General features: G+C 68.1%; 17 protein-coding genes and 3 tRNA genes. 10 read left to right on the top strand and 10 right to left on the bottom strand.

What is annotated here, in order from left to right:
* Nucleotides 1-52 precede the first annotated feature (52 nt).
* Nucleotides 53-1,393, top strand: a complete 1,341-nt coding sequence (locus F9C11_RS04700) for a nucleobase:cation symporter-2 family protein (protein WP_409183684.1) — start codon at nucleotides 53-55, stop codon at nucleotides 1,391-1,393.
* Between the two features lie 215 nt (nucleotides 1,394-1,608).
* Here F9C11_RS04700 and F9C11_RS04705 read toward each other — a convergent pair whose 3' ends face one another.
* Nucleotides 1,609-3,543: an APC family permease gene (locus tag F9C11_RS04705; protein WP_409183685.1), complete on the bottom strand. Its 1,935-nt coding sequence runs from the start codon at nucleotides 3,541-3,543 to the stop codon at nucleotides 1,609-1,611.
* Nucleotides 3,544-3,591: 48 nt separating this feature from the next.
* Entirely contained in the window at nucleotides 3,592-4,122 is a 531-nt protein-coding gene (locus F9C11_RS04710) for a hypothetical protein (RefSeq protein ID WP_409183686.1), read from the bottom strand.
* Between the two features lie 148 nt (nucleotides 4,123-4,270).
* Between F9C11_RS04710 and F9C11_RS04715 the strand changes: the two genes are divergently transcribed.
* Both F9C11_RS04715 and F9C11_RS04720 read left to right on the top strand, forming a co-directional pair.
* Nucleotides 4,271-5,224 carry a rhomboid-like protein gene (locus F9C11_RS04715; RefSeq protein WP_409183687.1) on the top strand — a complete coding sequence of 318 codons (954 nt, stop codon included), beginning with the start codon at nucleotides 4,271-4,273 and terminating at the stop codon, nucleotides 5,222-5,224.
* 117 nt (nucleotides 5,225-5,341) lie between these two features.
* Nucleotides 5,342-8,047, top strand: a complete 2,706-nt coding sequence (locus F9C11_RS04720) for an EAL domain-containing protein (protein WP_409183688.1) — start codon at nucleotides 5,342-5,344, stop codon at nucleotides 8,045-8,047.
* On the opposite strand, the gene F9C11_RS04725 is transcribed toward F9C11_RS04720, so the two are convergent.
* Nucleotides 8,041-8,841 (bottom strand): arylamine N-acetyltransferase family protein, encoded by an 801-nt coding sequence (locus F9C11_RS04725; RefSeq protein WP_409183689.1) that lies wholly within the window; start codon nucleotides 8,839-8,841, stop codon nucleotides 8,041-8,043. The genes F9C11_RS04720 and F9C11_RS04725 overlap by 7 nt on opposite strands.
* A gap of 157 nt (nucleotides 8,842-8,998) precedes the next feature.
* Here F9C11_RS04725 and F9C11_RS04730 point away from each other — a divergent pair, with 157 nt between their 5' ends.
* A complete protein-coding gene (locus tag F9C11_RS04730; protein ID WP_409183690.1) occupies nucleotides 8,999-9,832 on the top strand; it encodes a serine protease in 834 nt (277 codons plus the stop codon).
* A gap of 1,275 nt (nucleotides 9,833-11,107) precedes the next feature.
* Here the strand turns inward: F9C11_RS04730 and F9C11_RS04735 are convergent.
* The 5 genes from F9C11_RS04735 to F9C11_RS04755 form a co-directional block, all read right to left on the bottom strand.
* Nucleotides 11,108-12,904: a glycoside hydrolase family 9 protein gene (locus F9C11_RS04735; protein ID WP_409183691.1), complete on the bottom strand. Its 1,797-nt coding sequence runs from the start codon at nucleotides 12,902-12,904 to the stop codon at nucleotides 11,108-11,110.
* 203 nt (nucleotides 12,905-13,107) lie between these two features.
* Nucleotides 13,108-13,181, bottom strand: a tRNA-Phe gene (locus F9C11_RS04740).
* Between the two features lie 31 nt (nucleotides 13,182-13,212).
* A tRNA-Asp gene (locus F9C11_RS04745) sits at nucleotides 13,213-13,286 on the bottom strand.
* Between the two features lie 14 nt (nucleotides 13,287-13,300).
* Nucleotides 13,301-13,373, bottom strand: a tRNA-Glu gene (locus tag F9C11_RS04750).
* A gap of 371 nt (nucleotides 13,374-13,744) precedes the next feature.
* Nucleotides 13,745-13,996: a hypothetical protein gene (locus tag F9C11_RS04755; protein ID WP_037807458.1), complete on the bottom strand. Its 252-nt coding sequence runs from the start codon at nucleotides 13,994-13,996 to the stop codon at nucleotides 13,745-13,747.
* A gap of 449 nt (nucleotides 13,997-14,445) precedes the next feature.
* Here F9C11_RS04755 and F9C11_RS04760 point away from each other — a divergent pair, with 449 nt between their 5' ends.
* Complete coding sequence (locus F9C11_RS04760; RefSeq protein WP_409183692.1) at nucleotides 14,446-14,865, top strand: hypothetical protein; 420 nt, start codon at nucleotides 14,446-14,448, stop codon at nucleotides 14,863-14,865.
* Nucleotides 14,866-15,983: 1,118 nt separating this feature from the next.
* Here F9C11_RS04760 and F9C11_RS04765 read toward each other — a convergent pair.
* Nucleotides 15,984-16,187, bottom strand: a complete 204-nt coding sequence (locus tag F9C11_RS04765; protein ID WP_003097368.1) for a cold-shock protein — start codon at nucleotides 16,185-16,187, stop codon at nucleotides 15,984-15,986.
* A gap of 457 nt (nucleotides 16,188-16,644) precedes the next feature.
* Here F9C11_RS04765 and F9C11_RS04770 point away from each other — a divergent pair, with 457 nt between their 5' ends.
* The 4 genes from F9C11_RS04770 (at nucleotide 16,645) to F9C11_RS04785 (ending at nucleotide 19,382) form a co-directional block, all read left to right on the top strand.
* A complete protein-coding gene (locus F9C11_RS04770) occupies nucleotides 16,645-17,853 on the top strand; it encodes an Ig-like domain-containing protein (protein WP_409183693.1) in 1,209 nt (402 codons plus the stop codon).
* A 164-nt stretch (nucleotides 17,854-18,017) separates the two neighbouring features.
* Entirely contained in the window at nucleotides 18,018-18,317 is a 300-nt protein-coding gene (locus tag F9C11_RS04775; RefSeq protein ID WP_409183694.1) for a hypothetical protein, read from the top strand.
* A 7-nt stretch (nucleotides 18,318-18,324) separates the two neighbouring features.
* On the top strand, nucleotides 18,325-18,870 hold the full coding sequence (locus F9C11_RS04780) for a SigE family RNA polymerase sigma factor (protein WP_037807444.1): 546 nt from the start codon (nucleotides 18,325-18,327) through the stop codon (nucleotides 18,868-18,870).
* Nucleotides 18,871-18,875: 5 nt separating this feature from the next.
* The gene (locus F9C11_RS04785) at nucleotides 18,876-19,382 is read left to right on the top strand and encodes a hypothetical protein (protein WP_409183695.1); all 507 of its coding nucleotides are present in this window, start codon (nucleotides 18,876-18,878) and stop codon (nucleotides 19,380-19,382) included.
* Between the two features lie 351 nt (nucleotides 19,383-19,733).
* Here F9C11_RS04785 and F9C11_RS04790 read toward each other — a convergent pair whose 3' ends face one another.
* Nucleotides 19,734-21,092 carry an MFS transporter gene (locus F9C11_RS04790; RefSeq protein WP_409183696.1) on the bottom strand — a complete coding sequence of 453 codons (1,359 nt, stop codon included), beginning with the start codon at nucleotides 21,090-21,092 and terminating at the stop codon, nucleotides 19,734-19,736.
* 204 nt (nucleotides 21,093-21,296) lie between these two features.
* Here F9C11_RS04790 and F9C11_RS04795 point away from each other — a divergent pair, with 204 nt between their 5' ends.
* Nucleotides 21,297-21,875, top strand: a complete 579-nt coding sequence (locus F9C11_RS04795) for a PaaI family thioesterase (RefSeq protein WP_409183697.1) — start codon at nucleotides 21,297-21,299, stop codon at nucleotides 21,873-21,875.
* The last annotated feature ends 205 nt before the right edge of the window (nucleotides 21,876-22,080 follow it).

Genomic DNA, 22,080 nt, shown 5'->3' on the forward strand with positions numbered 1-22,080 from the left:
CCGGCGGTATGTGCAGCGATAATCCGGCGGGACCACACAGAAGGAGCCGCTCATGACCCACGCCGCGCACCCGGTCGACCGGAGCCTTCCCGCCGGACGGCTGCTCCTGCTCGGACTGCAGCACATGGCGATCATGTACACCGGCTGCATCGCCGTGCCGCTGGTCATCGGCAGCGCGCTGCACCTGGACAACGCGTCGATCGCGCTGCTGGTGAACGCCGACCTGTTCGTCGCCGGACTGGCCACTGTGGTCCAGTCGGTCGGCATCGGACGCTTGTTCGGCGTCCGCTTGCCGGTGGTCGCGGGCGCGACGTTCACCGTGGTCAACCCGATGATCCTGATCGCCGCGCAGTACGGTCTCACCGCGGTGTACGGCGCGATGATCGCCTCGGGCGTCTTCGGCTTGCTGATCGCCCGGCCGTTCGCCGCGCTGATCCGGTTCTTCCCGCCGCTGGTCTCCGGGAGCTTGCTGCTGGTCATCGGCATCTCCCTGCTCGGCCCCGGCACGGCGATGATCGGCGGCCACGACACCGGCGACCCGTCCTACGGCGATCCGGCGAACCTCGGACTGGCCTTCGGCGTGATCGCACTGGTCGTCCTGTTCACCCGTGTCCTGCGCGGCTTCCTGGGCCAGATCGGCCCGCTAGTCGCCCTCATCGCCGGTGTCTTGATCGCGATTCCCCTGGGCCGCACGCACTTCTCCGGCGTCGGCGACGCGAGCTGGTTCGGCCTGGCCTCGCCATTCCACTTCGGAGCACCGACGTTCCCGGTCGCCGCGGTCGTGTCGATGTGCGTGGTAATGCTGGTGTCGTTCACCGAAACCACCGCGGACCTGATCGCGGTCGGCGAGATCACCGGCCGCCCGGTCACCCCTGCGGACCTCTCCCGCGGCCTGGCGACCGACGGCTTGTCAGCCATCTTCGGCGGCTTCATGAACTCCTTCCCGGACACCGCGTTCGCACAGAATGTCGGCCTGGTGCAAATGACCGGCGTACGCAGCCGCTGGGTGGTCGCGACGACCGGCGGCATGCTGATCGTGATGGGCCTGGTGCCGAAGATCGGCGCGTTCATCGCCGCGATCCCGGAACCAGTCGTAGGCGGCGTCGCGGTAGTGATGTTCGCGATGGTCGCGGTGGTCGGCGTGCAGACACTCAAGAAGGTCGAGTTTTCCGGCAACCACAACGGTTTCGTGGCCTCCGTGGCGATCGGCGTCGGTTTGCTGCCCGCCTTCGGCCTAGACCGCTTCGGCAACTCGGTGTTCTTCCAACACTTCCCAGCCTGGCTGCGAACAATCTGCGGGAGCCCAATCACCGTCGCAGCAATACTGGCCTTCGCACTAAACCTGCTCTTCAACCACCTAGGCCAAAAACGCGAGAAAGACCTACTGCCGTAAGCAGCACACAAAACCGCAACCGCTGCACCCAAACAGCGAGGCACCCAGCCCCTCCCCCGCACCCCGATACGAAGCCTCCCTGCGGGCGGTGGGTGCTTGTCAAGGCATCTTTCCCGCCTTGACAAGCACCCACCGCCCGTCAGCACAATTGGGCTTCGGGGTGCCCCACGCAACCCATCAACAGCAATGTCGCCGCCAGGCGACGAGCCGACCCCTCACCCCACATGCACCAACGGCCTCCGCTGCGGATCCGGCTCCGCCCTCCGCAACACCTCCCGGGTAACCGGAGGCACATCCCCATCCCCAAAAAACAAATACCGAACCAAAAACTTGAACGGATTCCCCTCCGTCCAAGCAAAGTAAATATGCGGCTGCACCCCAGTCTCGTCCCGAACATGCAACAACACCGCAGCAATAGCGTTGGCAATAGACGGACTCTTCATCCGCAAAATCCGATACCCGGCCCGCTTCTCCCCATGCACCCGCAACGTAGTCTCAAAATCCGAAGCATCCGAGATAGTCACCTCGAGAAAGAACAACGCACTGTCCCGAGGAATATGGTTGTCCTCCCGGGCCTCCCGCTCCTTCTCCCGATACTCCGCCTCGTCCCGGGCATCCGGCTCATTGGCAATGATCCGAACCGCCCCGGACCGCACCGCCTTGTCCAAGATCCGCTGCGCAGCCGCGTCGAACTCAACCTTCTCAACCCGCAACTCCAACGACCGAGTAGCCCGAGAGACCAATGAGGTAACCACAATCGCCCCAATAAAGAACGCAGCGATCTTCACCCCCTCCGGCCGCTCCACGATATTGGCGATCGTCGTATACAAAAACACCAGCGTAATAACGAGATAACCCCAAAACGCCCGCTGCTTGAGCCGCCGAGCAGACAACGCGACCGCAACGGACGCGGACGAGATCAACACCAACACCCCAGTCGCGTACGCCCCGCCCTGCGCCTCGACATCAGCGTCAAAAATCAACGTGATCACGAACGCGATCACCGAAACCACGATCACCAACGGCCGAGTAGCCCGAGCCCAATCCGGAGCCATCCCATACCGCGGCAGATACCGAGGAACGATATTCAGCAACCCCGCCATCGCCGACGCCCCAGCAAACCACAGAATCGCGATAGTGCTGACATCGTAAACCGTGCCAAACCCATCACCGAGATAACTATGCGCCAGATAGGCGAGCGCCCGCCCGTTAGCCTTCCCCCCAGCCTGAAACTCCTGCTGCGGAATCAACACCGCAGTAGCGAAGCTGGACGTAATCAAAAACGCGCTCATGATCAACGCCGCGGTAAGCAGCAACCGCCGCGTATTCCGAACCCGCCCGACCGGATCCGCCTCAGTGTCCCCGCTGTCCCCGCGAACCAGCGGCATCACCGAAACCCCGGTCTCGAACCCGGACAACCCCAGCGCGAGCTTGGGAAACACCACCAGCGCCACCCCGACCATCAACCACGGATTGGGATGCTCGCTGATCAGCAAATTCTGCCAGTCCACAATCAACTGCGGCGCCCCGAACACGTGCGCCAACGCGGTAACCACCACCACGACGTTCAACGCCAGATAAACCCCGACGAGAACGACCGCGACCCCGATCGCCTCAGCGAACCCCTTGAGAAACACCGCCCCCAGCAACGCGATGAGCACCAACGTGATCCAGACCTGCCCACCATGCAGCGCAGCCGGAACAAACGGATTCTCGATCACGTGCGCAGTCGCATCCGCCGCGGACAGCGTGACCGTGATGACGAAGTCCGTAGCGGCAAACCCCAGCAACGCAAGCACCAACAGCTTGCCGCCCCACCGGGACAGCAGCTTCTCCAGCATCGCGATCGACCCCTGGCCATGCGGACTCTCCCGCGCGACCCGGCGATAGATCGGCAGCGCACCCGCGAGCGTGAGCACCACCAGCACCACAGTGGCCAGCGGTGACAGCACTCCGGCCGCGAGCGCGGCAATCCCCGGCTGGTAGCCGAGCGTGGAGAAGTAGTCGACGCCGGTAAGGCACATGACCTTCCACCACGGCTGTTCGGCCTTTTTGGTCTCCCGCTTGCCACCGGTCATCTGCTGGGCGCGCTTGTGCTCGCCTTCGAGGAGCCAGGAGCGCAGCTTTGTATTCGGCACGCGGCCGATCATGCCGGGTTCCGCGGTATCGCGCGGACCAAGCTCAGCGCGCGCTCAGGGTCACAGGCAAATGAGGTTCAGCACGCACGGCGGCTCATGGCTGCTCGGCGTCGACGGGTGGCTTGAACTCGGCGGACTCGCCGAGCTGGACGACGGCTGCGTCGGCCCGGTCGGGCTGGTGGTCTCCGGCCGTTCGCTGGACGACGGATGCGCCGGCGCGGAATCGGCCGGATGGTCCGGGGTGCTGTGCTCGCCGAACGGATTGACGTTCGCCTTGGTCGAAGGCGCGTCCCCGACGCCGGCAGTGCCCTCTTCGGTCTCCTCGCCGGTGGGCGTGGGCGGGTTGGTCTCATCGACGCCGCCGGCGCCGCCAGTGCGGTCCGGCATTTCGATCACGCGCATCTCGGTGATCCGGGCGGCCCCGTCGTTCGCCGTGGTCCCGTACGAGACGAGCATCGCCGCCGCACCACAGCCGACGATCACCGCGAGCATCACCGACACCATGCGCCACCGGGACCGGGACGGCGGCGGAATCCGTCGCTCGTGTCCTTCGCGCACCAGCAGCTCGGCGACCGAAACCTCGTCGTTCACCAGCGAGACCTTTCACCAGGAGTGGCCTATTCCTACCGGATGAGGCCACTGAGCGGGTGACAAAGAGGGAAACCTTCTACCCAGAGTGCTCACTCTAGCGGGTGTGAATCACAGCGCATTCACAGCTGCTCTTGGCCAAAATCCCAGCATGCCCAGCCACCCTGGACGCATGTCGCTGCGCGAGCCGGACCCGGCACCCCGCCCGGCACGCAGTGCTGCCACCACCGGAACTCCCCGGAAGTGGCGATCTCTGCCGTGGCCGCGCAGGCAGGCTCCGGCCGAACCGGGCCCCGGCCCGGCGGCAGCGTCCGCCGAGGTCCTCGAACCAGCCGCGACCCGCACGGGCGGAACCCATTCGGCCGACGTCCTCGGCTCCCCGGCGACCACCGCCCTGCTGACGAAGAACGACCCGCTCGACCTCGTCCAGCCCGCGTTCCTGGCCGCCGTCCCCGCCAGCTGGCGACCGAAGCGCGCCTGGCTCAGCTTCGTCCCCAGCCCGCGGTCCACGCCGTTCACCTTCGGCTACCTCGTCCTCCTCCTCGGCACCTCGCTGCTCATCCGGTTCGGCAGCCCCAAGCTCACCGGCAAACTCCTCGCGGTTTCCAGCACGGACGCGCACAACATGGCGCGCCACCCGCTCACCGCACTCCTGACCAGCGCGTTCTGGATCGCCGACGGCGGCTGGCTGCCGTACGCGGTGATCTTCGCGATCGCCGTCGCGCCGTTCGAGCGGCGATTCGGCGGGTTCCGGACGGCTCTGGTCTTCTTCAGCGGGCACGTGCTCGCCACGATCGCCACCGAACTCCCGGTCATGGCCTTGATCCACACCGACGTCCTGCCGCGTTCCGCGGGCCGCTGGCTCGACATCGGGGTCAGCTACGGCTTCCTCACCACCGCCGGCGTGCTCGTCGCGCTGTTGCGCGGACGGGCCCGGATCGCCGGGATCGCCGCTCTTGAGCTATTCGTTATCGGCGTCTACGTGACCGACGATCCGGCCACGCTCGCCTCCGTCGTGACCGTCCTCGGCCATGCCTGCGCGGCCCACTTCGGCCTGCTCGTATGGGGTCCGCGACTGCGCAGCGTGCCCCGCGTCGCCCGATAGCACCCCCCGTCGGCGTCCAGACGAGTGATGCAAGCGGCTCCCCGTGCGGATATACACAGGCTTCACTCGGTGGTGTAATCGACGGGCCATACGCCGACAAGGGGGATCGGAAGCACCATGGAGGCTGACGCCCTGGCCGGTGAACCGGGTGGAATCACCCGGCGCGCCCAGCTCGCGGGCCTGCGGCCGGACGCCGGCGCGGGGGTCCTGTTCTCCCTGCACGCCTCCGAACCGGCGACCCTCACGTGGCTGCCCGGCCTCGACGCGGTGCTCGGCCTCCCCGGCGCGACCGGCAAGGAGCTGTGCGACCGGCTCACCGAGCTGCTCCGGCCGCTCACCGCGAACCTCCGCCGCACCCCGCCCGGCCGCGATTTCGAACTCGAACAACCGCAAGACGGCCCCGACGGGACCCCGCGCCGCATCCGGTTGCACGCGCGGACCGTCGGCGAACGGGACCACACGACCGGCCTGCTCGGCGTCGCCTCGGCGGTCGCGGAAACCGCGCCGGAGAAGTCCGAGCTCGCGGAGCTGTCCGACCGCTACCAGCTGCTGATGGAGCAGAGCCCGGACGCGATCTGCGTGCATTCGGGCGGCGTCGTCACCTACGCCAACCAGGCCGCGCTCGACCTGTTCGCGGCGCGAGCGGCGCACGAGGTCGTGAGCCGCGAGTTCGCGGACTTCGTGGCCGCCGAATCCGCGCAGCTGCTGGAGGATCCCAGCGCGGAACCGCGCGAAGCAGTGCTGAGACGGTTGGACGGGAGCAAATTCGTGGCGGAAACCGTTTCGGTGCGCACCAGCGACTCGAACCCGCCGTCGTTCCAAGTGGTGATCCGCGACAGCACCGTCAAACACGCCGCCGCGGCCGCCGTCCGCGCACAGGAAGCGCTGGTCACGCACGTCAGCGACGCCATCGTCACGATCACCGCCGACGGCATCGTCACCGGTTGGAACCCGGCCGCGGAGACCGTCTACGGCTGGCCCTCCGCCGAGGCGCTCGGCAGGCGGGTGCACGAGGTGCTCGGCATCGACCCGGACCCGGCCGCCATCCGCGACGGCGTCGTCGAGCAAACCCACCGCGGCCGGGACGGCTCGCCGCGTCAGGTCCGGGTGTCCGCGACCGAAACCGTCGACGGATTCCTGCTGGTCTGCACCGACGAAACCGCACGCCGGCGCGTCGAACACCACTACGCGACGGTCGTCGCCGCGCTGGACGAGGGCGTGCTGGTGATCGGCCCGACCGGGTTGATCCAGTCGGCGAACCCGTCGGCCTGCCGCATTCTCGGCGTCCCGGAGGCGGAGCTGCTCGGCGTGCCGTGCACGACGCTCGTGCTGTTCGACGAGGACGGCAACCGGATCCCGGACGACGAACTGCCGTCGATGCACACGCGCCGCACTGGGATCACGCACAACGGCCTGGTCGTGCGCCTGCGCCGTCCCGACGGCCGCGACGTGTGGGTGTCGCTGACCTCGCGGCTGCTCGACCCGGACGACCCGAAGGGCGTCACGGTGGTCACGTCCTTCACCGACATCACCGAACGGCGCGCGATCAGCGCCCGGCTGGCCCACGAGGCCACCCACGACCCGCTGACCCGGCTCGCCAACCGCACCCTGGTCCTGGACCGGCTCGACCGCCGCGACGGCGCGGCGCCGGCCGCCGTGCTGTTCCTCGACCTGGACAAATTCAAGCTGATCAACGATTCCCTCGGCCATCCGGTCGGCGACCAGGTCCTGCGCATCGCCGGCGAACGCCTTCGCCGAGCCACCGGCCCCGACGACGTCGTCGGCAGGCTGGGCGGCGACGAGTTCGTGGTGGTCACGTCCGCGACGACCGGCAAGGCGCAGGTCGGGGTGTTCGCCGCGCACCTGCGATCCGTTCTCGCGGAGCCGGTTTCCGTGCACGGCCGGCAGCTGCATCTCGACGCGAGCATGGGCATCGTCCTCGTCGAACCGGACGACCGCCGCAGCGCCGAGGATCTGCTGCGCGACGCGGATGTCGCGATGTACCAAGCGAAAGCCCGCGGCCGCGGCCGGTTCGAATTCTTCGACGTCGCCCTGCGCGAGCGCATGCAGCGCCGGCTGCGCATGGAACAGGACCTTCGCGACGCTGTCCACAGTGGACAGCTATGGCCCGCCTACCAGCCGGTGGTCGACCTGCGCACCGGCGAAATGGTCGGCGTCGAGGCGCTGCTGCGCTGGACCCACCCGAAACACGGCGCGATCTCGCCCGCGGAGTTCATCCCGCTGGCCGAGGAAAGCGAACTGATCAACGTGCTGGGCAAGTACGTCCTGCGCGACACGACCCGCGAGCTGGCCGCCCTGCGCACCGGCCGCGGCCTCGATCTGAGTTTGAAGGTCAACCTCTCGGTGCGCCAGCTGGACGACCCCAACCTGGTGCCCGCGGTCCGCGACGCACTGGCCACCACCGGCCTGCCGCCCGGCTCGCTGACGCTGGAGGTCACCGAAAGCGCGCTGATGCGGGACACGTCGGCGGCCGCGGAAGTGTTGTCCGCCTTGCGTTCTCTCGGTGTCCTGCTGGCGATCGACGATTTCGGCACGGGTTATTCGTCGCTGGCCCAGCTGCGCCGGCTGACGCTGGACACCCTCAAGATCGACCGCTCGTTCATCACCGGAATCGCCGATTCCCGCGACGCCGCCGCGATCGTCACGAGCATCATCGCGATGGCGCACGCGGTGGATCTGACGGTGGTCGCGGAAGGTGTTGAGACGGCGGAAGAACTGGCGCTGCTGCGGGAACTGGGCTGCGACCAAGCGCAGGGCTATCACCTGGGACGGCCGCTGGCTGCGGCGGAGCTGTTTCAGTAGGTCTCGAGCAGCGCCGCCAGTTCGTCCTCGGTGAGGAAGACGTCGAGGTCCTCCAGCGTCTTGCCGAGATCGACCGGTTCGATCGTGCGCTTCTCGACCGTGCCGTCCGGGTGCTTCTCCTGGTATTCGCGGCCGAGCAGCCGGCGAAGCCGTCCGGGCGCGAGCCGCATCACCACGATCCGGCCGGTGAACGGCGACTTCGGGTGGGTGGACGTGTAGTGGTGGAACACCCGGTAGTCGAGCGGCCGGCTGTGCACCAGGGGAAGCACCTCGTGCAGGTCCTCCCACCCGTCGCCGTCCTGCCGCTGCAGCACCCACCAGCCGTCGCGCAGGGACATCCGGTGCGGCCACCCGGCTTGGTCGACTACCGCCCCGTCGATCAACGGCAGCGGCACGAGAATTCCGTCGCCGAACCCGACGTCGACGAGAAACTGTTGCCCCTCAACGGTAATCAGCAGCGTCATGTGCGTGTACGGCCCGTCTTTATGCGGCTGCACGCGGGCGACGGTGCGCTGTACCTCGTACCCCAATTGCTCGGCGACAGCCGCGAACAACCCGGCCTGCTCGTAGCAGTACCCGCCCCGACGCCGTCCGACGATCTTCTCGCTCACGACGTCCAGATCGATCCCGCGATGCCGGCCGATCACCACGTCGACGTTCTCGAACGGAATCGCCTCGACGTGCGCCCGCGCCAGCCGCTCCAACGCCGCTATGGACGGTTTCTCCCGGCGCTGTCCCACGCGCGCGAGATAGGCGTCGACGTCCACTGCCTCGATGTTCCATTCCGCAGCCATGCCGGACAGTCTGCAACCTCCAGCTAGCTCTAGGTCAACAGTCACCCAGGGTCACAACGGTTGTGACTGGCACCACTCTCTGGTGTGATGTATCGGCGATGCCTACCAGTCAGTAGCACACGTCCGAGTGAGTGCTGGCCTTTTCGAAGGGAGCCCGATGAAGACCCCTCGACCACTGGCCCGGGCCAGTGCGGTGACGGCACTGGCGACCGCCGCCGCACTGCTGCCCGCGACGGCGTGGGCCGCGACCCCGACCTGGGCCCCCGCGGACACCGCCGCCGTGCACCCCGGGGTGCAGACGCACACCAACGGGGCGCAATGCACCTCGAACTTCGTGTACAGCAACGGAACCGACGTGTTTCTCGGACAGGCGGCGCACTGCTCCGGCACCGGCGGTTCGACCGAAACAAACGGTTGCTCGGCCGGTTCGCTCCCGCTCGGCACCCCGGTCGAGATCGCCGGGGCGAGCAAGCCCGGAACGCTCGTCTACAACTCGTGGCTGACCATGCAGTCCCGCCACGAGGCGGACGCGAACACCTGCCAGTACAACGATCTCGCGCTCGTGAAGATCGATCCCTCGGACGTGGCAAAGGTGAACCCGAGCCTGCCGTTCTGGGGCGGCCCGACCGGCGTCAACACCACCGGAACGAAGCAACTGGCCACCGTGCTCAGCTACGGCAACTCCGAACTCCGCGGCGGAATCACCCAGCTGTCCCCCAAACAGGGCACCAGCCTGGGCGACACCGGCAACGGCTGGAGCCACACGGTCTTCACGGTAACCCCCGGCATCCCCGGCGACTCCGGCAGCGGTTTCCTCGACCGCGACGGCAACGCCCTCGGGGTGCTGAGCACACTGAACCTGCTGCCACAGCCCGCCACGAACGGCGTCGGCGACCTGTCGCGGGAGCTGGAGTACGCGAATGCTCACGGCGGGTTGGGGACTGTGCAGCTCGTGCCGGGGACGACCAAGTTCCGCGGCCCGTTGATCTGACGACGATGTCCGTGCCCGGCACGATTCAGTTCCGTGCCGGGCACGATCTCTGCGCCTCCCGCTTCTGCCGTCGGCGGGCTCACGCGGCGGGCCGAGGGCAGGCTTGCGCCGGGGATGACTAGCTCGGCGAGCCGGTGAAGCCACGCCCGCGAGCACACGCCACGCGCACCACGGCGGCAACTCCGCCCAGGGCGCGCCCACCCGCTCAAGCCACAACCACGAGCGCACGCGGCAACCAACCCGCCCCGGCCCGACCAAACTCGGCAACGCGCCGGAGCCGCCGCGGGCACCAGTGACGAGCGGGCCATGGCGCAATCCAAACTGGGCACTCCCACCCCGGCGAACCACTGACACCACGACCGCAAACACCCGCGGCAAGCCAGCCACCGTTGCCAGCTCGTGCCGACTCGCCAAAGCCGCACCCATGACGAACCGCGCCGGGGCTCGAACCCGTACCGGACACGACCACCCCGGCGAACCGCTGACCCCACGCCCATCGGCACCCGGCACCCGGCACCCGGCAAGCCAACCACCGTTACCAGTTCGTGCAGCCTCGCCGAAGCCGCCCCCACGACGAACCGCGCCGGGTCCGAACCCCTACCGGGCACGACCACCCCGGCGGAACGCTGGCACCACTCCCGCAAACACCAGCAGCAAGCCAGCCACCATTGCCAGCTCGTGCCGACTCGCCAAAGCCGCACGCACGACGAACCGCGCCGGGGCGTGAACCCGTACCGGGCACGACCACCCCGGTAACTCGCTGAACCCACCATCGGCAGACGAGCCAGCTTCCTACCGGGCACGACCAAACTCCGCAGCCCGCCGAACCAACGACCGCGAGCCCACGGCGACCTGCACGATTCGTCCCGGGCACGGTCAATGCCATGGCCGCTGAACCAACGCCCACGGCTTACCCGTGCACGCTCGCCACCGAGATCCCGCCGGGCCGCACGATCGGTCTCGTCCCTGCACGACGAAACCCACGCCAGGGCACGGCTCGTGGTCCGCGAATGCGGCACACTCCCGCGAGAAGCCCGGCATCACCGTGCCAGCGCAGCCAACTAACCCGCACCGGCCACTGGCTCGCAGGCAGATGCAACCCACCATCCGACGGCCTAGATCGCCTTCCACCGCGAGCAAATCCAGGCACCATCCGGCACGATGCAGCTCACCCCGAGCAAGACCCCGCTCCGCGAATCTCACCCTTCGTGACGAGAACCAGCGAAACCTCCGCACATCTCCAGGTCACCAAAAAACAGGCATAGCCGACCCAGCTCAGTCACCCACCGCGACCGCGTACAGGTACCACGTCGAGTGTGGCAGCCATTGTTCATCCCATCGCCAATCGTCGTCCTTTCCGGTGACCACGTAACCGCGGTCCCACGCTATTCCGCTGCCGTCCTCGTTCAAGCCGGTGATGCCGTTGACAATCCCGCCCGCCGTCGGCAGGAACTGCCACGACCCGAGCCAGCTGTACTGCGGGTTGCCGTGGCCGTTGCCGTCGAGCATGCACACGCCGTACGGGTTGCTGCCGCAGATCCAGTTCAGCTGGTCAGCCGCGTACGAGCGCAGGCGTGCCGCGAAGTCGCCGGAAAACCGTTGCGCGGCAAGGCGAGCGGCGGTCGCCAGCGACGCGATCCGTGCGTTCTCGCCCTGCCACCACTGGTCTTTCGCGCGCGGAGTGACGTTGTGCGGGAAGAAAAACGAGCTATACCTCTTACCCTCCCCATCTTGCACAAGATTCCGTGCATACCCAAACGGGTTAGGCACCTCGGCAGTCACCGCGAGTTCGAACTCCAGCGACCGCCGCACCACGTTCAGCACCTCGGAAACCGTTGCCGCGTCGGCGATCTCGGCGTATGCGAGCAGGCTGAGCACCGGGAGGCCGGCGTCCGAGGGATGGAAGTACGGCCGGTCGCCGTCGTCCGCACGCCAGTAGTCCCGGTAGGACTTCCAGGAAACCAAGCGCCGCACCAAATTCCGCGCCCGGCGATCCGCCGCCTCGCGGTATACTGGTTTCTTGGTCACCTGGTATAACTCGACCGCAGCCAGCAGCGCACCGTAGTCGTCCTGGATGTTTTCCTTGCCGTCATTGGTCATCTCGACGTTGCGCTGCTCCAGGAAGTCGAAGGCAGCCTCCGCCGCCGCCAGATACTCCTCGTGCGAGTAGTCGCCCGACGCGTCCAGCGTGGTCGCCGCAGCCAGCGCCGCGATCGCGACCCCGCCGCCCTCGCGGTAATTCACCTGGACGGGTTCGCCGTCGCTGTTCGCCAGGACGTATCGCAGCTTCGGGTCCTTCGGCGGACCAGGCTGGATAACCGACATGACGAACGTGCCGTCCGCGAGCTTGACCCGGCGCAGGTAGTCGGCGCCGAACAGCGCCTCGTCGGCCAGCCAGGTCCGCAGTTGGGTGAAGTTGGTGTCGCCGCGCGCGGTGAGCCGCTGGTACGCCTTGGCCAGCACCCAGGCGGTGAGCGGGATCTGCAGGGTGTTGAAGTAGCTGCGGTCCGACAGTTGAGTGAAGTGCTTGCCGAAGTCGCCGGTCGCGTCGTACCAGCCGCCGTGGGCGTCCATGACCTGCGTGCCCTTGGGGCCGATCGGCGCTTGCCGGTCCTGGCGGTCGAACCGGTCCGAGCTGCGGGTGCCCTTGAAGTAGTGCACGACATGGGAGAGCGTGTAGCGCTCCAGCACGAGCGGGCCGACGCGAAACGGCTGAGACCGCCCGTCCGCGGCGAGCACGACGTACTCGCCTTCGGTCTTCAGCGCGGAGAAGTCCGCGGTCCAGTAATGCCGGTCGTCCCATCCCGGCACCTGAGCCGCCGGTCGCGGGCTCCCGGTGAAGACGGCCTTCCCGGTGGCGACGTCCACGACGGTGAACCTCGGAATGGCCCGCGACGACTCGGCCGCCAGCACCGCCCGCTTGGGCGCGCCGGGCGCGTACCCGACGTTGTTCGCGTAAACCGCCACCCCCGGCTGCGCTTCGATAGCCTCAGCCCCGAACGGACTCATCACTCCGACCCCCACCGCCGCGGACCCGGCCAGGAAACCGCGCCGCCCCATCTCTCCCGGCATTCTCGACCTCCAGTGGTCCAGACCTTTGAGATGTCATCGAGGCTAGGGAGCGAGCCGGAAGGTTGGCAAGACTGCTTCCGAATGGCGAAACCGCTGCCCGACGGTGACTCTCCGCCAGCTCCACGCCCGCCGCCCGTACCGCGGCCCGGCGACGAAAAAGCCCCCATCCGGCGGGATGGGGGCTGCTTCACCGAAATTCGCTGTGGCCAGGGCCGGGGTCGAACCGGCGACCTTCCGCTTTTCAGGCGGACGCTCGTACCAACTGAGCTACCTGGCCGGGAACGCCGGCTAGGAGCCGAACGATCTTGCGACCCTGACGGGACTCGAACCCGCGACCTTCGCCGTGACAGGGCGACGCGCTAACCAACTGCGCCACAGGGCCTTACTGGTACTGCGTACTCCCAACGGGATTCGAACCCGCGTTGCCGCCTTGAAAGGGCGGAGTCCTAGGCCGCTGAACGATGGGAGCCCGACCGGTTTCGGAGGACCGACCGACCGCGCTCTCAGGTGTTCCCCTGGGAGCGATTACAAGCATAGGGCACGTTCCGGGGGCCGTGCACGGGGGGTTCCTTAAGCGATCGACAAGCCTCCGACCTGCGGTAACGCCCAGGCTGGCGACCCGACCGCGCCGCTGCCCGCCGATCGCCCGCCACGGAGCCGAGCCAGCCGATCGGTGTGCGCCACGCCACTCTACGCCGGAGACGGCCCGGCCCGCCGGGAATCCAGGCCGGTCCAGCCCGTGCTTCCCGGCCATCGAGACACGACTTCGAGGCAAATATTCACCAACCGACCGCTCTCCCCGGGTCGAGCCGGCCTCAGCTCACGCGACGACAGCCCGGTTCAGCGCTGCACCGGCGCCTGGCCGTCGTCGCCCGGACTTAGCCCGAGCATCTCCAGCAACTGCGCGCAGTCCTCCACGTCGAGCGCACCGGCCGCGACGGCGAGCCGGGCCCGGCGGACCTGGTCGTCGGAGACTCGTTGCCCTTCCGACGACCCGCGCTGCGCCGGCACGCCGCCGGACAGTGACGTGCTCCCCCCGTCGGCACCTTCGTACCGAAGGAGGAACTGACGAACTTCGACCGATCCGCTCATGGCCCCTCCATGCGGTTCGCAACAACTGGCCGCGAGGCTAACCAGCGGCGAGCAGCACCGGCAGCCCCCCGGAGAGTGAACCTGCGAACACTCTCCGAAGCTTCCCTGGTAACGCATTCCAAGATCGCGCAGAACGATTTCTCCCGGCTTCCCCTCGCCGATCCCCGGAACTCGTGCAACAATCGGTGTTGCTGACACACCCCCGGTCAGCGCCTGTGGAGATCCCCTCCGACCCCCGCGTTCCTCCCCCTGGCGCGGGGGTCTCTCCATTTCCGCACCCGGCGCTGACCTGCGGATCTGCTCTCGGTACCGAGATCGACAGACAGTCGCGAAATGTGTTTACCGACTGGGCTGAACAGGTGATCGAATTAGGCTTGCCGGGCACGGAAATGCGTGTGTCGTGGCTCACAGTGGTTTCTTTGCCGAGACCCAACCGTTATCGTGTCCGCGTGCCTCTTCCCTCCCTCGGCCGCCTCAGCAGCCGCACGAATCTCAAAGCCGTCTCGAGCGGGCGGCATCGCAATGCCGCCAAGGCCGCCGGCGACGAAGTCGTCGAGGACAAGGAGCTCACCAGCTACCTCGCCGCGCTCGCCCCGGACTCCGACCCGGAGAGCACCGGAACCGGCAGCCGCTTCGGCGACGCGCAGGTCTACCAGCTGCGCATGAACCTCATCGCCAGCCAGCAGCTCAAGGACCTCGCCGTCGCCCGGAACCTGACCCCGCAGGCACTGGCGCAGGAATGGATCCTGGAGCGCCTCTCGTGGGAGGGCCAGGCCGCCTCCGCCCAGGAACGCCGCCACTCCGACGCGATGACCGACGAGTTCCACATCCCGGCGGGCACGTTCGACCAGCCCCTCGTCGGACGCTGACCCCGCCCCCTGAACGAAAACCCCCGGCTTCCCCCGACGGCCGGGGGTTTTCCCTTTTCCAGGGTCGGACGACGGCTGGCTTCCCGATGAGTGGGACGGTCCACGATTCCGCTGACGGGCTGGCCGGCCTCGGGCGGGGACCGGGCGGTGCGGCGGGACGGGCCGCGGCAGGCGGACATCGAGCGCTCCGGCGGCCGCCTCAACCGCGGCCGTCGGCTCAGGCAAACAACTCCGCCGCAGCCGCCAACCCCGCCAACCGACTCCGCCGCAACCACCAACTCAGGCGGCCAACTCCCACCGCAGCCGCCAACTCCGCCAAACCAACTCCGCCGCAGCCGCCCGCCCGGCCAGCCAACTCAGCCACGGCCACCAGCTCCGGCAGCCAGCTCAACCGCATCCGCCAACCCGGACGGCCAACTCCGCCGCGACCGCCAGCCAATTCAGCCGGAGCCGCCAGCTCCAGTACCCAGCTCAACCGCAGCCGCCAGCCCGCCCGGCCACCTCAGCCACGGCCACCAGCTCCGGTAGCCAGCTCAACCGCAGCCGCAAGCGCGGGAGGGCAACTCAGCCGCGACTGCCAGCTCCGGCCGCCACCTCAACCGCAGCCGCCAGCCCGGACGGCCAACTCCGCCGCAGCCGCCAGCCCCGGCCGCCACCTCAACCGCAGCCGCCAATCCGGACGGCCAACTCCGCCGCAGCCGCCAGCCCCGGCAGCCAGCTCAACCGCGGCCGCAAGCCCGGGCGGGCAACTCAGTTGCGCCCACCAGCCCGGCCAGCGAGTGCCAACCCACCCACCACAGCGGCCCGCACCACCCGATCGGGTCGGCTTCGCGTACCCACTCACAGTCGAGCAACCAACCGATCCGGCGTCGCCCGTACGTGCTCGGCCCCGCGCGCCATCCAGCCGCCGACCCCAAGACCCCACGCACCCGGCCTACCCGCCCGGCGAACCAACCCGGCCCCGAGCAAGCCGCGCCGCACCCCACCCCGCCCAGCCCTAACCGCGGCAACCGTCGTTCCAACCATTCCCCACAACGGAACCCGCAATGAAAAAAGGCCCCGACGGGAAATCCCGTCGGGGCCCTTCATTCAGGCCTGAGAAAACGCGCGGGCCTGACTCAGATCGCGCGGACCTTCTGGGCCTGCGGGCCCTTCTGCCCCTGGCCGACCTCGAACTCCACTCGCTGGTTCTCCTCGAGGGTGCGGAAGCCGCGTCCCTCGATCTCCGAGTAGTGCACGAAAACGTCGCCTTCGCCGCCGTCCTGCGCGATGAAGCCGAAGCCCTTCTCCGCGTTGAACCACTTCACAGTGCCTTGCGCCACCGCTGTACTCCTCGTAACAGATCCGCTTCGAATGCCACCGAAGCGGCACCCAGGCCGTCCCGGGCGGTTCCAACGAGACGAGCGAAGAGCTTTTCGGCCCCACGGCTCGCGTCAGAAGTTCCGCGAGTGTGAAGCCACGAACACGCAAAACGACGGCCTGGTCAGCAGCCTACCGGGATCTCACCAAATCTGAACCCCGTTGATCGCAAGGATCGGTTCCGTCGTGCGCGCATCACCGGAACGTCGTATCGCCGTTTACGCAGCGCGGTCGGCCGCCTGGCTAGTCTGATCCAGTACCCCCAGCACACTTCGAGGATGCACAGTGCGCGGTCGATCGAACCGCCTCCGTGATGATTACTCGGCGCAGTGTGATGCTGGTCACCCCTTATCCGGTGAACGCGATGGCAGGCCGGGACGTCTTGGTGTTCGGGGTACCAAGGGGAGATTGGGGATCGGTGTGACAATCCGACACTTCGCACGCCGCCGGGCCGGCGTCGCGGTGCTGGGCTTGATCGCCGCGCTCACGCTCGGGGCGTGCAGCAGCGGCGGGTCGAGCGTGAACGCGGGCGGGACCGCTGGCGGCGGACCTACCGAGGCGCCTGCCTCGCCCGCGAAACCGGCGGCCGTGGCGCTCACGCCGGCTTCCGGGGCGGGCGACGTGGCACCGGGCGCACCGGCGAAGGTGACCGTCACGGGCGGCACCCTCGGGGCGGTCACGCTCACCAACGCCGAGGGCAAACAGGTGCAGGGGCAGCAGTCCCCGGACAAGAAGAGCTGGAGCAGCACCGAAGACCTCGGCTACGGCAAGACCTACACCTGGTCCGGCCAGGCCACCGGCGAGGACGGCAAGCAGGTCCAGATCAACGGCTCGTTCACCACGGTCAAGCCGCGCAGGCAGATGCAGGGCAGCCTGAACGTGGGCGACGGCCAGACCTACGGCATCGCGATGCCGATCGCGCTCACGTTCCCGAGCGCGGTCAAGGACAAGGCCTCCGTCGAGCGCGCGCTGTCGGTGGAGACCACGCCGAAGACCGAGGGCGCGTGGGCGTGGCTCAACGGCGACACTTCGGTGCACTGGCGGCCGAAGGAGTACTTCAAGCCGAACACGAAGGTCGTCGTCTCGGCCAACATCTACGGCGTTTCGATGGGCGACGGCGTCTACGGCAAGCAGGACGTCTCCGCGAGCTTCACCATCGGCCGCTCGCAGATCGTCAAGGGCAACACCCAGGAACACACCATGCAGGTCATCCGCGACGGCCAGCAGGTCATGGACTTCCCGGTGAGCTACGGCCTCGACTCCGACCCGGGCCGGGTCACGCACAGCGGCACGCACGTGGTGATGTCGAAGCACGCGACGTACTCGATGAGCAACCCGCGCTACAACTACACCGACGTCAACGTGCCGTGGGCGGTCCGGATCTCCAACAACGGCGAGTTCATCCACGGCCTCGCGGCGTCGATCTGGGCGCAGGGCAAGAAGAACATCTCGCACGGCTGCCTCAACCTGTCGCCGGCGAACGCGAAAACCTACTACGACAGCGTGCTTCCCGGCGATCCGGTGGAGATCTCCGGCAGCACCCAGCAGCTGGGCGCGAAGGACGGCGACTACAGCGACTGGACCTACGACTGGGCGGCGTGGACCAAGCTGTCGGCGCTGGCCGCCTGAGCGCAGGCGAACCAGCACCAACCGGACGGCCGGGAGCTCTCCAACGCTCCCGGCCGTTCGGCTGTCCCGGCCGGAAAAAATCCGATGCAACCCCGGCGAGGGCCGACCGCATGACTAGAGCAGAGGAGCGCCACCCGGCGCTCGCCTGAACCAGGAGGAAACTCGTGCGTGTTCGCTTCGCTCTCGCCATCGGTTCGCTGCTGCTCGCCGGAGGCGCGCTGACCGGCGGCGCGGTCGCTTTCGCCGCGGACGCTCCGCCGTCGGTCTCGCAGCCGGCCCCGCAGAAGACCGGAGCCCCGGCAGTCTCGCCCGGCGCTCCCACCGCAGCCCCGGCTCCGGCACAGCGCTCGACGGCCGCGCCGAAGGTCGCCGCGCCGGGTCAGCCGGCGAAGTCCAAGCGCGTCCCGACCGCGGTGCCCGCGGGCCCGACCGGCGACCTGCACCTGCCCTCGGTCTGGGGCTGATCGCCCGGTGCCCTCCCGCTCCCGTCCGGCGTCCGGGCAGAGCTCACCGTGGGACGGTGAGTTCGCCCGGTACTTCGGCGAGCGCGCGCACAGCCTGCGGTCTACCGCCTACCTGCTTTGCGGGGACTGGCACCGGGCCGAAGATCTCGCGCAGGCGGCGCTGCTCAAGCTGTACCTCGCCTGGCCGCGGCTGGCCCGGCACGACGCGCTCGACGCTTACGCGCGCAAAATCGTGCTGCGCACTTTCCTCGCGGAAAACCGCCGCAGCCGCTGGAAACGGGAGCGGCTCACCGACGCACCACCCGACGTTCCGGCTCCGGCCGCCGAGACCGAACACGACCAGCTGATCCAGCAGGCACTCGCCGCGCTGGCCCCGCGCCAGCGCGCGGTGCTGGTGCTGCGGTACTTCGAGGACCTGTCGGTCGAAGAGACCGCCGCGGCTCTCGGCTGCCGGACCGGAACGGTGAAGAGCCAGGCCGCGCGCGGTCTGGCCACCCTGCGGACCCGGTTGGGCCCGCATTTCGAGGCACTGCCCGTCCCGGGAGGGAGGTGAACGAGATGGTCCCCGACGACAGAGACGCCGACGACGTGCGCGCCTTGTTCGCGCGGACGCCGGACGGCCCGCCGATGCGACTCGACGCGGCGGACGTGATCGTGCGCGGCGCCGCCGTCCGCCGCAAACGCAAGCGCTGGGCGGTCGCGGGCAGCTCCGCCGCGACGGTCGCGGTGCTCGTGGTGGCCGGTCTAGCGGTCGGCAACCGCGGGGCCGAGCAGCCTCCGGTCATGCCGGCCGGACCGGGACTCGCCACCGTCTCGCCCGCCCCGTCCAGTCCGGTCGCGCCGATGAAGGTTCCGCCGGGTCCGGTACAGCTCCCGACGCCCGGTCCGAAGGTGAGCCCTGGCTCGCCGGGCAAGGAACCGCCGACGGAGCCGACCGGTTCGCGGGCGGGTGCGTCCCGGGTGCCGGAACCGCCGCGGGCGCATCCGACCACGACCGCACAGGCCCCCGGGTCCCTGCGTTCACCTGCGGGAAGCACCTCGTTACCCAGCTCGACCTCCGGCTGAAACGCATTCGCGGCAAGAGTGGCGGACGTCACCGGATTCAGTGGGTTTTCGACGAAATATCCCGGGCTTTCGGGGCGATGTTCTCAGTGGCGGCCGGAGCGGTCGTCGAACCAGTCGCTCAGCCGGCACGCCATTGGCCGGCCCGAGAACCTGAGGAGGAAGCACCATGGTGCTCGTCGCACTGATGATCGAAACCGTTGTTGCCGTCGTGGTCGCCGGTGGCCTGGCAGCTTGGGCCCGCAAGCGCTTCGCTCCGCAGGCGGTCGAGGCGACGCAGAACAGCTGACTTCGAAACGAAAACCGCCCTCTGTCCTTAATGGACGGAGGGCGGTTTCGCGTTGGCTCAGCTGCTCACTTGCTGGCTCCGGCGAGCTTGCCGCCGGTGTCCGCGGTGTCGATCTGCTCGATCGGCACCCGGGCCGTCTCCGGGATCTTGATGATCGGGACGAGCGCGATGAGGGCGGCGATGATCAGGTAGTACGCCGGCCAGTCCGCGTTGCCGGTGCCGTCGATCAACGCCGTGACGATCACGCCGCAGGTGCCGCCGAACAGCGACGTCGAGATGTTGTAGCCGATGGCGAACGAGCCGTAGCGCACGCGCGTCGGGAACATCGCCGGGAACGTCGAGCCGATGACCGCGAGCATCAGCGCCAGCAGGATCGCCACGACCAGGAAGCCGACGATCAGCCACAGCAGGCTGCCGCTCTGCATCAGCTTGATGCTCGGCCAGCTCAGCACGATGAACCCGATGGCCGCGGTGAGCAGCAAGGGTTTCCGGCCGATCCGGTCGGACAGCGCGCCGAGCGGGATCAGCAGCGCGAACTGCACGATTTCCACGCCGATGATGATCAGGCTGGATTCGGTGTCGCCGATGTGCAGGGTCGACGTGAAGTACGTCGGCATGGTCGTCAGCAGCATGTAGTCGGCGATGTTCAGCAGCAGCACGATCCCGATCAGGTTCAGGATCATCCGCCAGTTGCGCTGGATGGTCTCCTTGAGCGGAGCCTTCTTCGCCTTCTCGCCCGCCGCCTCGAGCCGGCGGAACTCCGGCGTGTCCTCGAGCTTCGACCGCAGGTAGAGCCCGATGGCGCCGATCGGAAGCGCGATGAAGAACGGGATCCGCCAGCCCCACGAGTCGAACTGCTCGGTCGACAGCGACAGGTAGGTGATCAGCACGACCGAGTTGCCGAGCACGTAGCCGGCCAGCGTGCCCATCTCCAGGAACGAACCGAAGAAACCGCGCCGTTTGGTGGGCGCGTATTCGGCGATGAACGTCGCCGCGCCGCCGTACTCGCCGCCGGTCGAGAAACCCTGGACGAGCCGCAGCAGCAAGATCGCGATCGGGGCCGCGATGCCCATGCTGTATCCGCCCGAATACGTCGGCAGCACGCCGACCAGGAAGGTGCAGCCGGACATCAGCAGGATGGTGAGCGCGAGGACCTTCTGCCTGCCGAGCTTGTCCCCCAACGGGCCGAAGAACGCTCCGCCGAACGGTCGCACGATGAAGCCGACGGCCAGCAGGGCGAGCGATTTCAGCACCGCGTTGCCCTCGCCGGGGAAGAACAGTGTTCCGATACTGGTCGCGATCGCCCCTGAGGTGAAGACGCCGTAGTCGTACCACTCGGTCGCGTTACCCATCGCGGACGCGATCACCGCGCGTTTGACTGTTCTCTGATCGACCTCGGGTTTCCCCGTCTTTGGCTCACTCATCCCGGCGGTGACCTCCTCCTGCACACGTCCCGGTCCATCCGTAGGAGCACATTTCCCCAGTCTTGACCCGTTGAACCAAGCTGGCAGGATGAGTCGCGAAATTTCTACCGTGCGGAATTTTCCGACTACCCTGCGCTGAAGAAAGACAGACGAGCCGGTCAGGGCGGGTGCCGGCGGGTCCTTCCGCCGGGTTAACGTCGTCGCATGAGTCCTGTTTCCGGCCCGTGGCCGCCGGTGCCGGTGGAGCCGCCGGAGATCCACCCGAAAGCCCCCGCGCCCGGCACCGAACTAGGCGCCCACTTCGCCGAATGCTTCGGCTGCGGCGACGAGGTGGACGACGGCCTGCACCTGCGCTCAGCCATCGGCGAGGGCTACACGGTGCACTCGAAGTTCACCGTGACCTCCGCCCACCAGGGCGCCCCCGGCCTAGCCCACGGCGGCCTGCTGGCCTGCGCCTTCGACGAGGCGCTCGGCTCCACGGTAGGCAACCTGCTGCACCGCCCCGCGGTGACGGGAAAGCTGGAGACAGACTTCCGCCGCCCGGTGCCGGTCGGGTCGACGCTGTACATCGAAGCCCGCCTGGACGGCATCGCAGGCCGAAAGATCTACGTGAGCGCAGACGGCCACCTAGACGCACCCGACGGCCCAGTGGCGGTCAACGCCAGGGCGGTGTTCATCGCGGTGGGCTTCGAACACTTCAGCACCCACGGCGACCCGCAAGCACTGGAAAAGCTGGCGGAACAGCACCGCCGCAACAAACGCGAGTGGGACATCAACCCGTAACCCGCAGCCGGTGCACCCAGACAACAGGCACCCAGCCCTAAAGCCGCAGCCGATGCACCCAAAGAGCGAGGCACCCAGCCCCTCCCCCGCACCCCGATACGAAGCCTCCCTGCGGTTCGGGGGTGCTTGTCAAGGCATCTTTCCCGCCTTGACAAGCACCCCCGAACCGTCAGCACAATTGGGCTTCGGGGTGCCCCACGCAACC

The sequence above is a fragment of the Amycolatopsis sp. VS8301801F10 genome (assembly GCF_046195355.1).
Lineage (GTDB): Bacteria > Actinomycetota > Actinomycetes > Mycobacteriales > Pseudonocardiaceae > Amycolatopsis.